A 12607-nucleotide genomic window follows, 5' to 3' on the forward strand; every position below is an offset into this window, starting at 1 on the left:
ACTGTGCATGCTGTAGCTGACGCTACGAAATAACCGGGGGTGCGAACCAATGAAAGCTACACTCAGCTTAACTTTCAGGATTGAATCGCTAAAGAGTAGAACGAGTGCTTTCAGCCTCAAGAACGATTATATCATTTTCATCACCCGGGGTGAAATTATTTTTTCATGATCGGTTAACTTAACTTAACAGACGTGTACCTCTGGTGGGGAACCCGCCTTATCCCACCTCCGGTGGCTTGCCAACGAACTGTGGAAGGGCACCAGAGGTGCCTTATGGAAAGGTTCCCGACGAGACGTCAGGAACCAGAGTAAATTAAAAAACTTTTGATCGGGTACTTATCATGCCCGTAATTTCCTGCATGAATTCAAGTTTACTTGTTCGGATCCCAGTCTCCGGGTTGCATTTTCTGACGTGAGGCAAAATCCATGACTGCCAGAATGTCTCGTTCGGTAAATCTGTTGATTTGCTCCACCATTTCAGGATTGGCGTTACGCCGTTTGCCTTCCTTGATCCAGCGGAATTGACGCAGAAGATAATTATAGTTCTGTCCGGCAATCACAGGATAATAATTTTTAAAACTTCCCTGTCCATGATCCCCATGACAACGCACGCAATTATCCGCGTAAACTTTGGCTCCATATTCCAGATCGGTTCCGGGACCAAAATGCGTATTGGTCATGGGGAGGGTCTGGATGTAGGCGGCGACATCCGCCAGTGTTTGAGGCCCGCTTTTGGGTTCTTCAAAAATATCTTCTGTTGCGGCTCGCAAGGCCTCAACATTAGCGAAGGGATACATGGTTGGATTATCCCTGTTGCCGATACGGATATCCGCGATTTGCTTGATAACCACAGTGGATTGCTGTCCGGCCAATTGCGGGAAATTCCCGGCGGGATCACCCCCGGCGGTGGGTTGATGACAAGCCGCGCAAACTTCCTCATAAATGATTTTTCCATCTTCCACGCTGCCTTTAAGATGCAGTGCCTCCACCGCTTCTTCCACTTTGGTCCCCCATTTTCCACCGAATTCAGAGGTCGAAGTCAGTTTACCTTTGGGTTCTTCCGCTGAAAGATAAGCCGGTAGGCCAATGGCAACGGCCATCAATATGACAATTTTTTTCAAGATTTGTTTTTGCATAAATTTCCTTATTTTACCTGAGATAAATATTCCGCAATCGCCATGAGATCATCATCGGTTGCGGTACTGTCAATCATGAGTTTGATGCCCAGCATCGCCGCACTCAAACCGTTATTGCGTTTTCCGCTGAAAATGTCTTTCATCTGATTATACAGATACAATTTGTTCTGTCCTGCCAGTTTGGGATAAGCTTCAAACCCCGGCATGGGATCGCCCTGACGGTAAACTACCTCGCCTGTAGTTTTGTCAATTTTTTCACGATTACGCACTTGCCCCCGGCCTTCGGCTCCATGGCAGGCAAAACAGGTCAGTTGTTGATAGAGAGTCGCACCATCCGCGGCGATTGCGGTAAGACTCAATCCGCTTATCAGCATTGATGCCAGGATGAATTTTGAAAATTGCTGGAATACCCGCATTGTTTTTCTCTGATAAAGTTGGAACAGAATTGAGGAGAGACACACCTTCACTGACTGTTCAGAAAAGGCGTGTATGGATTCAGATTTTATTTATTGGGAGAGACTTATTTACCATCCACCATTTTCTGGGCGAAAATTCCACGACTGGCGGTTTTAACCAGATATTGCCATGCCATTTCCTCATTGAGCAACGCATCCTGATATTTACCTGCTTTGGCCAATTCCTGAGCTTTTGCCCGCAGAGGATAATGTTGTTTGAACTGTTCAACCGCATCCCAGAACTGCATGGCGGCATCAATGTGCAGGATTTTCTGTTTTTTCAGAAACGCGGCCTGTTCTTTGCTGTCCATTGCGTCCAGTTCTTCAATGTCGCCCATTTGCTTCTGAATACCGACCGCGGAGCCAACAGGATCCTTGGCATTACAGATTTTGGTGGAAGCGTCTACCAGTTTAGGGCAAACATAATTGATCACTCCGGCGATCACCCCGATAGTCGCGTCATTTTCTTTTACCTTGTCTTCGTATTTCCCTTTGTACTCATCCGCGGCAAAGGCGGTACTGGCGAAGATCATAACAGTCAGGACTGTCCATATATTGAATAATTTCATACCCCTCTAAATCAAGAATTGTGATGAATGAATATGCAGGGGCGATTCGCGAATCCCCCCTGCGCATGATGGTCAGGGTTTGACCATGAAATATCCTGTCATTTCAAGATGCAGGGCTGAACAGAACTCAGTGCAGTAGAATGGGAATACGCCTTCTTTGTCTGCCACAAATTCAAAGGTTTCTGTTTCACCCGGTTCCAGACTTCCATGGACATTGTAATTGTCAACGGTGAAGCCATGAACCTGATCCTGGGCTCGTTCAACGTTAGTGATGTGCCAGGTGATATGATCACCGACTTTCACTTCAAATACTTCGGGGCTGAAGTGACTTCGAATCGCTGTGGAATAAATGGTAACCTGATTGCCATTGCGTTCAATGCGTTCATCACCGGGTTTTACATTGTGTTTGAAATCTTTTTTATTGAAGCGAATATCCGGATCCAGTTTGTCCGCTTTGATCATTTGGGCATAGTGTGGTTCACCAAGCGGCAGCGGCATGTCATACAATAGTTGCATGGGGCGTCCGGAAGTGATGTCGATCAACTGGTGATTTTGAGGATGCAGAGGTCCAACCTGCTGAAAGCGGTCAATCGCCAATTTGTTGAGTGCAACCAGATATTTTCCATCAGGATCCACAGTGTCACCTTCAGCGGCAACCAGGTGTCCGATGTTGTAATTGATGGGGATTTTATCCAGGACTCTTCCTTCCAGATAATTCCATCGAACGACCATGGAATCTACATACAGCGAGGTGTAAACAACGCCTTTTTCCTTGTCAAACTGGGTATGCAGCGGGCCGAGACCTAACTGAACCTGTTTGTGCAGGGCTTTTTGCATGTCCAGAATTGGGATACCATAGGGATCTTTATCCGCGAAATCTTTTTTGTCGATCAAGGCCTTGATTTTCTGAAAATCATAGACAGAAGCGTGGGTGTCAAGCTTGCCGGCAACAATGATGTAGCGACCATCCGGACTCACATCATTGCCATGAGGACTTTTAGGTTCAGGTACCAGAACGAGTGCATTGGCTTTAACCATTTCTTCCATCGGAATCACTGCGTGACCGTTAATTTTCTTGAACTTCCCGGCTTTGAACAGTTGTTCCGCGGCCTTCCAGTTCACGATGTGCATATAGTCGGTGTCTTTGGACGACATTCCGGCTTCGTTGGCCAGTTTATCCTGCAGTTCTGTGTTCCCTTTGCCATAACCACCGATATAGCGTTCGGAGTTGATGGAGTTGGTGAACGACCAGCCATCGCTGATGCCTTTTCCGGCATCGGTGATATCCTGCATGTAAGGAGGCATTTCAACAGTGAAGGATTTTTCAGGAACAATTTTGCCACTGCGATTTTTCTTCTCAATGGTTTGTTCAAATTTCCAGTAAGTCACGCCACCCCGGAAATATTTATTAAAATTTTCCTGTGTGAGTTCCACATATTTATTTTCAAACGGAGCGGGATACTGTGCGGCTTCCAAGACATATTCGGTGTTGGGGGTAGCCACTGTGCTGCCATGTTCGGATTTGAAAACGGGATTGGGAACAATCTGGACGGTTTCGAATTTTTTCAGATCAATCACGGCAATTCGGGGATTGGCCTTGTCGTTGATAAACACCCATTGTCCATCATAATCACCATTGGTTTCTGAGAGTGCTGGATGGTGAGTGTCACCCCATGTGATTTTTTTGCCATTGATCATGCCTTCTTCAAAACGTTTGCTGCTTTCTTCACTGCCATAACCATACCCCTGCCAAGGTTCAGGTGTGAAGACGGCCACATACTTGAGAATCCGCATGGATGGCACGCCATATACGATCAATTGCCCGGATTGCCCGCCGGAAGAGAACACGACATATTCGTCTTTCATGCCTGTGGGGGTATATGTTTTGGCGGCGGCCAGCATATCCTGCTCACTCAGGCCTCTTGCCTTCATGACTTCCTGCATGGACTGTCCCCATGCGCTGGAAGCCACACCCAGAGCCAAACAGCCCAGAAGTGCGGATTTGGCCAACTTGTTCAATGATTTTATCATAGTTACTCCTTGATGATGGATGAATGATGACCCTGAACTGATTAACTCATTTTAATCTTCAAAAAGTTTTGGATTTTTAAAGATAACATTCATCTAATCCGAAGTGGTCTGGATCTGTTATGACATTTGTCATACTTTTACAAAAACTGTGACATTACGGACCTCAAAACAGGGGTTGATCATATTGTCGGCCACAAGACGCAATCCCGAACTACCATGAACGGCCCTACCAATCCTTTCCAGGATCACGGATAGTAAGCGTTCAGCCGTCAGTTATCAGTTTTCAGGAATTCTCAAGGCCTGGAAGCCAAACGATATTTTCTGCTATTGAGTTATAATGCTTCTGAAGCGCATAAACACTGAAAGCTGAATACTGAAAGCTGAACGCTTACCTTATTCCTTCACTGAAACATTGGTTTGTTGTCTTGAAATTTACCAGTGATTCCCCCTAGATAGCGTCTTCCTTTGTTTAGCCCACAGGTAAAAGCGCATTTTTCTGCGTGAAACAGTTCAGAACCTGTTGCCCGTGGCATAAAATGGCAGGTTTTCCAATCAGCGCTTCAGCTTTTATTTCAAATAGCTATCGGCCATATTTCCAAGACCCTTTTCACATAGAGATCCCTTGAAAACATCAAAAGAAATTCGTCAGGAGTTTATTTCATTTTTTGAAGAACGAGATCACCGGTTTGTAAGAAGCTCCCCGGTTGTTCCCAACGATGATCCAACCCTGCTCTTCACCAACGCGGGAATGAATCAGTTCAAGGATGTGTTTTTGAATACGGGAAAACGGGAATACGTTCGGGCAGTGAATTCACAGAAATGTATCAGGGCCAGTGGCAAACACAATGATCTCGAAGACGTCGGACGTGACAATTATCACCACACCTTTTTCGAAATGCTGGGAAACTGGTCTTTCGGGGATTATTTCAAAAAAGACGCCATCACCTGGGCCTGGGAACTTTTCACACAATACTGGCATCTTCCAAAATCCAGACTATGGGCTACGGTGTTTGAAGGCAGTGCCGCTGAAGGACTGGAACCAGATCATGAAGCCATTGAATTATGGAAAACCTGCACCGATATTCAGCACAACCAGATTCTGCTGTGTAGCAAAAAAGATAATTTCTGGGAAATGGGCGATGTCGGCCCCTGTGGTCCCTGCTCTGAAATCCATGTGGATCTGGGAGAAGGAACCTGTCCAAAATCAGGCAAAGGAGGCCATGTTTGCGGTGTGAATATTGATGGATGCTGGCGATTTGTGGAATTGTGGAATCTCGTGTTTATTCAGTTCAATCGCCTGCCCAACGGACAACTTGAACGTTTACCCGCATGCCATGTTGACACCGGAATGGGACTGGAACGAATCTGTCGTGTGCTTCAGTCCGTTGATTCCAATTACAGCACTGATTTGTTTGTTCCAATTCTGGAAAAAATTCAGGAAGTGACCGGGATCCGTGATGATACAGATGAGAAAAAAGTCGCATACAGGGTGATCGCCGATCATTTAAGAGCCCTGAGTTTTGCCATCGCTGACGGAGCAATTCCTTCCAATGATGGCCGGGGTCATGTGTTGAGACGCATGTTGCGCAGGGCAACCCGTTTTGGCAGGGTTTTGGGAATGCATCAGCCTTTTATTTATCAACTTGTTCCAGCAATTGTTGCTGTGATGGGGGACGCGTTTCCTGAAATTAAAACCCAGGCGGCACATGTTGCGAGAGTCATTCATAGTGAAGAAGAAAGTTTTGGTCAAACACTGGATCAGGGACTTGAAATCTTTGAACAAATGCTATCCGGTATTACCGCTGGATCTGCCAGGATTTTTTCCGGTTCAGATGCGTTCAAACTCTATGATACTTATGGTTTCCCGATTGATCTGACCCGCTTGATGTGTGAAGAAAAGGGCTTGACCGTTGATGAGCCGGAATTTGAAAAATGCATGGATCAACAACGATTGCAGGCTCGCAATGCCGCAAAGTTCCGCATGAATCTGGGTGAATGGATTGTTCTGAAAGAAGGCAAAGCCTCCAGTTTTACAGGTTACAACAGTTTGAGCGCTGAGACCTCAGTGATTCGTTATTCAAAAAACGATAAAAACCAATTACTGCTTGTGCTGGAACAGACTCCGTTTTACGCGGAATCCGGTGGACAGGTCGCCGATCGTGGCACGTTGATCCAGAATGGACAGAAATGGAATGTTCTGGATGTTTACAAAGAAGGAGACTCGATTGTTCATGTCTGTGAAGGAGACACAATTCCAGATCAATCAGCGATTCAGGCTGTTGTTTCCCCTGAAAACAGGTCTGCGATCACCCGCAATCATACCGCTACACATTTACTGCATGCCGCGTTGAAAGAAGTGGTGGGACAACATGTCAATCAGGCGGGTTCAGTTGTTCATCCAGAATACCTTCGGTTTGATTTCACCCATTTCGACAAGCTCAGTGACGACGAAATCACCCGGATTGAACAAATCGTCAACCGGAATATTCGAGCGAATATTTCTTTGCAGTCTTATGAAACACAATATACCAAAGCCATTCAAAATGGAGTGACCGCACTTTTCAGCGAAAAATACGCGGATCGGGTGCGAGTCATTCAGATTGGTGCGGTTTCATCCGAATTATGCGGTGGATGCCACGTCCATGCGACAGGAGACATTGGCAGTTTCAGAATTCAGGTTGAATCCGCCATCGCGTCCGGCGTGAGACGGATCATCGCATTGACCGGGCACACCGCTGAAAAATTAACCCGTGAAGAATCACGAGCGATTCAGGATGCCAAACGGCTCTTGAATGTCTCACATGACTCTCTGGCCCCGGCAATTGAAAAACTTCTGGAAGAAAAACGCCACCTGGAAAAAGCGTTAAGAGAAAGCCAGCGGGAAACAGCCGGTAATGACGCCAATCGTATGGCTTCTCAGGCTATCACTATGGACGGAATTCGTGTTCTTGTTCACCAACTCAAAGTGGATTCACTGGAGGCGCTGAAAGATCTGGGGGATTCCTTGAGAGAAACCCTCCAACCCGGGATCATATTGCTGGCAGGCGAGGTGAATCAAAAACCGACCTTGCTGTGTGTCATTTCCCAGGATCTCATCAATAAAAAATATCATGCGGGTGATATTGTCAATCAGGTGGCGGCATTGGCTGATGGCAAGGGTGGTGGAAAACCCCACATGGCTCAGGCTGGAATCAAAGCTCCAGAAAAACTACCACAGGCATTGCTTCAGGCTCCGGAATTGATTCGGGCTTATATTCAATCTCGATAAATTCGGTTGCTATGAAATATGAATTGTTTGTGGGTAAACGGTATCTGTTTTCCTCCTCCAGAGACCGATCCATTTCTCTCATCACCTGGATTTCTATTTGCGGTGTCGCTTTGGGAAATATCGCGCTGATTGCGTCAACCTCAATCATGAATGGATTCAGAGATAATTTGCGGCGTGCGGTCACAGGCTCGCTGCCGCATATCACCATGTTCGCCTGGGATGACAACATGGCCGATTATGAAGATCTCATTGGCGCCATTACAAACCAGTCCCGGGTGGTTTCGGCCTCTCCCTATATTTTCAAACAAGCCCTTCTGACGGGAAAAAAACAACCCAAAGGTGCTCTCTTGCGTGGGATAGACACATCCCGGGAAGCGAAGGTCACCTCAATTTCAGCCTTTTTAAGAAAAGAGGTCTATCCGATCCATCCGCCATCGCCCGCAGAACAACAGCTTCTCTCAGAAGAAATCATCTCGAGACTTGATTATGCGACATCTCAGAAAGCCCTGAATCCTTCCGGTGTCATCCTGGGGGCGATGCTTGCCCAAAATTTAAAAGTCAGAGTTGGAGATCATGTACAGTTGATTTCATCGGAACAACGAATGACGCCTTTCGGAGATATGCCACGAATTAAAGACCTGGAAGTTGTCGGCATCTTTGAATCCGGAATCTCAGGCTATGATGAAGTGCTGGCCTTTATGGATTATCATCTGGTGCAGAAAATTTATGGAATGGGTCACAGTGTAACAGGTATAGGAATCAGGGTTGAAGATCCTGAACTTGCGCCACAAATAGCCTCCGCACTGCAAAAATCGACAGAAAATTATCTGGTCAGTAACTGGGCCGATGAAAATAAAAGTATTTTTCAAATCATGAAACTGGAAAAACTGGGGCTTTTTTTGATTTTAACGTTGATCGTGATTGTTGCCGCCTTCAACATCATCAGTTCACTGGTCATGCTGGTTGTTGAGAAATCAGGAGAAATTGCCATCCTCAAATCATTAGGCGCAACGGACTATAGCATCCGGAAAATTTTTGCGGTGCAGGGGGTGATCATTGGATCTATCGGCACCATCACGGGTGTTCTGCTTGGACTTCTGGTCTGTTGGGTGTTGATGACTTTTGATCTGATTGATATTCCTCCCGGTGTTTACCCTGGTGGCAATCGGGTTCCTGTCCTGATCAACTGGACCGATGTGATGATCACAGCACTGAGTTCGTTTGCGATTTGTTTTGTCGTAACCATCTATCCCGCGGCAAAAGCGGCAAGGGTGAATCCGGTAGAAGTATTGAGATATGAATGAGGCGAGCAATGGAAGGAAAAAAGGCGTCCTTAGACGCCTTTTTTATAATTAACTACCCATGAATCCAAGGAAACCGGAGGCTTTGCCAATCGCACTTCCACCACCAGTCATGATGGGGCCAAGTGAACTGAACAATCCACCAAAATTTCCTGGAAGATAGCTTCCAACTTTGGAAGTAAGATTTCCAGCAGAAGACATCAATCCGCCAACGGTATCGCAATTGATGGTCAGTCCTTTTCCACCCGCCACAGAGGCCAGATCAGAATCACTCAACTCACCGCTGCTTCCGGGATTTGAAGGAAGAACAATGTTCAGCAGACTTGCTGTGTTTTCATGGATTGCGATCTTTCCAGCAGGTTCGGTTCCCAACACTTCACGGATGGCTGACTTGGAATCACTCAACAAACGCTTTCGGTATGAAGAATCCTGTTGCGCTTTTTTGGTGATTTTCCCGATGATCGGATCAGAATCCAGATCCATCCCTTGTGTTTGACTTTCATGAAGCAAAACATAATGCTGGGTATCACCTGAGTCATCATAAACCTTAACTTCCACATCGTCACCAAAACTCAGTCCCATTTGAGACAAAGCTGATTTGGGATTGCTCAACATCAGGCTTTTGAATTCTGAGTCACTCCAGGTTCTTTTAACAATATTTTCGTAACTTGACATGTGTTCCCCTATAAAAATCAGGTTAGTTGGTTAATTCCCCTGCTCGCATCATTTTCCAGATATTGCTGAAAATCATTCAAGCATGTTTTTAACAAAAAACAGTTTAGTAAAACAGACTAAACTGGATTTCATCAATACGACGAAACTGTATTGTCTTTAGTATAAACATCTAAAAGTTGTCAACAGCAAAAATTCAATCTTTTGTAACATTTTTGAAATGTCTTTGAAAAATTATACATATTAACCCTTTAGCGAACCACATCATCAAAGTGACCTGTCAATAACTGACACTTTCGTTTTTTCGACTTCATCCCTGTTATCTATCCCTCCATTAAAACACTTCTGGCGACACAATGACTATGGCCATAGAACAACTTCCACTGGCTTGTCGAAGGGGATAATGTCCTCATAGCTGAAGGACAACCCGGAAATTTAGGCAAAATTTTCAGAAAAAAATTCATTCCTTTCTGAAAATTCCAGTAAGTTTTTTTCCATTAAATAAATGTCACTATTGTGTTTCTGTTTAGAATGTTACATAAGCAAATAAGAAATGATTTGATCACCGCGTCAGAAAATAATGTTGAATCTCAACATAAAAACGCCGGTTCAATGGCGTCAACCAGGGTGAAAGGGGAAGCACATGGTGAAATGGTTACTGGATAAAAGCATTGTCAGAAAATTCATTTTTTACATTTTGTCCTTTTTTGTGGTTGCGGGCACAGCCTTTATCATTATTTATGGAATTCAGGGGTATGACAGTGCGATCAGGCAGATCAATAAAAAGGTGATCAATATCGCTGAATTGGCGAGCACTGCGCTGGCAACACCTTTATGGAACATTGATGAACCTTCCATCAAGGGGGTGATCAATGCCATTAAACTGGACGAAGACATCATTGCGATTCATGTGTTGGGATCCGGTGATCTGGTCTCAAGCTATCAGGACGAACGGTTCAAGGAGACCTTTGATCAGTTGAAACTGAAAAAAGGTATGTTGTATCAGGAGATCGGGATTTGTAAAAAAGGGCGATGCAGCGTGACACTGGAAGATGATTCTGACGATAGTGAAAGCAATGAACAGATAGGCCAGGTGCAGATGATCGCTTCCACGGAACGTGTGGATCGCGAAATCACTCAAAGTATCCTGATGCTTCTGGCGTCGGTATTGTTTGTCGGTGGCATGCTCAGTCTCATCATCTGGGCTTTGGCCAGAAAAATAATTCAGCATCCTATCAAGGAACTCATTGTCAGTGCCAATGCTCTCGCGGAAGGACACCTCAACCATGAAATCAATGTTTCCCGGCCCGATGAACTTGGCAGTCTGGCCCGGGATTTCGCTGAAATGCGAGATTCTATCCGTGAAAAAATCAAGGTCATCGAAGAATACAGCCGTGACCTGGAGAAAAAAGTAGATGAACGCACGTCCCAGTTGCGCGCTAAAACCAATGATATTCTCAGTATTTTGAAAAATATTCCAGAAGGCGTTCTCACTGTGCTCGAAGGAAACACGGTCCACCCTGAATATTCAGCCTATCTGGAAACCATTCTTGGGACCACTGAAATCAGTGGACAGGATGTGGTGTCCCTGCTGTTCAGTCAATTGGGTTCCGACTCACGAAGCGGTTTGGGTGCCGCACTGGATTCTATTCTCGGACAGAATGTCATGTTTTTCGAAGCCAACAGTCATTTTCTGGTTCGAGAAATAGAATTTCTGTCAAAAGATGGACAGACAAAAGTTCTGGATCTGTCATGGGCACCCATCACAGACGATATGGATGATGTGGAAAAAGTTCTCATCACTCTGAGGGATGTCACCGAACTGCGTCAATTGCAGGAAACCGCCAAGGAACATAAACGCGAACTGGAAATCATTGGACAGATCCTGCATGTTTCCCAGGAAAAATTTAATGAATTTATTCATTCTTCCCGTAATTTTCTGGAAGAAAACAAGAAACTCATTGAAGCGAATTACACACAGAAAAATCCGGAGATTCTCAGTGAGTTGTTCCGCAACATGCATACCATCAAGGGAAATGCCCGGACCTATACGTTTATTCATCTGACAAATCTGGTCCATGAGGCTGAAGAAAAATACAACAGACTCCGCAATCGTGAGGAGGAATCCTGGAATCCTGATATTTTACTGGAAGACTTGAACAAGGTGGGTCTCATCATTGATGAATATGACCAGATCAATACCAGCAAATTGGGACGCAAAGGTCCAGGCCGACGTGGTGATGAACGGTTCCTGATGGTAGAAAAAGTCAAAGTGCGATCTGCTCTGGATTATTTGACTGGCATCGAAAAACTCACAGCCCAGCAATTGAAAGATCATATCATCGTCGCAAGAGCCTTTCTGACATCCATCGGTTCAGAACCACTGGAAGATATTCTGTCTGGTGTGCTGACCTCTATCGCTGATCTTGCCAGAGAACTGGAAAAGCCGGCACCTGAAATTGTGATCGCAGACCATAATCTGTATATTAAAAATCATATCTATGGGTTGATACGGAATGCGTTTGGTCATATTTTCAGAAACTCTCTGGATCATGGCATTGAACGTTCAGAGGAACGATTGCAAAAAGGCAAATCAGCACAGGGGCATATCTACATTGAACTGACACATGACAATTCAACGCTGAAGATTGTGTACAGGGATGATGGCCGTGGCTTGAATATTGGAAAAATTCGTCAAAAAGCGATCAAGAGCCAGATGATTCATGACATGGATGATCTGTCAGACCATGAAGTTGCACAGATGATTTTTATGTCCGGACTCAGTACTGCGGAACAGGTTACTGAAATTTCAGGTCGTGGTGTGGGAATGGACGCTGTTAAAAAGTTTTTTGAACGGGAAAATGGCAATGTGGAAGTGGAACTTCTTTCCCCTGAAAAATACCATGATCCCGGTTTTTATCCCTTTGAAATCACCCTCACTCTGCCGTTTCAATATGCTATTGAAATGCCAACACTGAATATGGAAACCATGCTGGAGATGGCGGAGGCCCTTGCTTCGGAAAGAAACACTGAAAATTAGGCACGCTATCCATCAGGCGAAGCAGAGCTTCGCACCCACCGGAGGTGGCTATGTCGTCAACTTAAGGCGTTCAGCGCCGGGGATCCCCCTTTTCAAAGGAGGCATGGGGGATTTAACGTTCAGAATTACATCCCA

8 protein-coding genes are annotated in these 12607 nt (G+C 45.3%); 3 read left to right on the forward strand and 5 right to left on the reverse strand.

Annotation, left to right across the window (positions count from 1 at the left end):
• Positions 1-371: 371 nt before the first annotated feature.
• From HQM11_19910 to nosZ, 4 genes are all read right to left on the reverse strand, one after another.
• On the reverse strand, positions 372-1136 hold the full coding sequence (locus HQM11_19910) for a c-type cytochrome (GenBank protein MBF0353303.1): 765 nt from the start codon (positions 1134-1136) through the stop codon (positions 372-374).
• 8 nt (positions 1137-1144) lie between these two features.
• Positions 1145-1510 (reverse strand): c-type cytochrome, encoded by a 366-nt coding sequence (locus tag HQM11_19915; GenBank protein ID MBF0353304.1) that lies wholly within the window; start codon positions 1508-1510, stop codon positions 1145-1147.
• Between the two features lie 146 nt (positions 1511-1656).
• Positions 1657-2160: a hypothetical protein gene (locus HQM11_19920; protein MBF0353305.1), complete on the reverse strand. Its 504-nt coding sequence runs from the start codon at positions 2158-2160 to the stop codon at positions 1657-1659.
• A gap of 72 nt (positions 2161-2232) precedes the next feature.
• Positions 2233-4191: a Sec-dependent nitrous-oxide reductase gene (nosZ, locus tag HQM11_19925; protein MBF0353306.1), complete on the reverse strand. Its 1959-nt coding sequence runs from the start codon at positions 4189-4191 to the stop codon at positions 2233-2235.
• A gap of 622 nt (positions 4192-4813) precedes the next feature.
• On the opposite strand from nosZ, the gene alaS reads away from it, so the two are divergent.
• Together alaS and HQM11_19935 are read left to right on the forward strand one after the other, a co-directional pair.
• A complete protein-coding gene (gene alaS, locus HQM11_19930) occupies positions 4814-7459 on the forward strand; it encodes an alanine--tRNA ligase (protein MBF0353307.1) in 2646 nt (881 codons plus the stop codon).
• A gap of 11 nt (positions 7460-7470) precedes the next feature.
• Entirely contained in the window at positions 7471-8763 is a 1293-nt protein-coding gene (locus HQM11_19935; GenBank protein MBF0353308.1) for an ABC transporter permease, read from the forward strand.
• Between the two features lie 48 nt (positions 8764-8811).
• Here the strand turns inward: HQM11_19935 and HQM11_19940 are convergent, their stop codons facing one another.
• Positions 8812-9435 (reverse strand): hypothetical protein, encoded by a 624-nt coding sequence (locus HQM11_19940; protein ID MBF0353309.1) that lies wholly within the window; start codon positions 9433-9435, stop codon positions 8812-8814.
• Positions 9436-10075: 640 nt separating this feature from the next.
• Here HQM11_19940 and HQM11_19945 point away from each other — a divergent pair.
• Entirely contained in the window at positions 10076-12472 is a 2397-nt protein-coding gene (locus HQM11_19945) for a HAMP domain-containing protein (protein ID MBF0353310.1), read from the forward strand.
• The last annotated feature ends 135 nt before the right edge of the window (positions 12473-12607 follow it).

The sequence above is a fragment of the SAR324 cluster bacterium genome (assembly GCA_015232315.1).
Taxonomy (GTDB): domain Bacteria; phylum SAR324; class SAR324; order SAR324; family NAC60-12; genus JADFZZ01.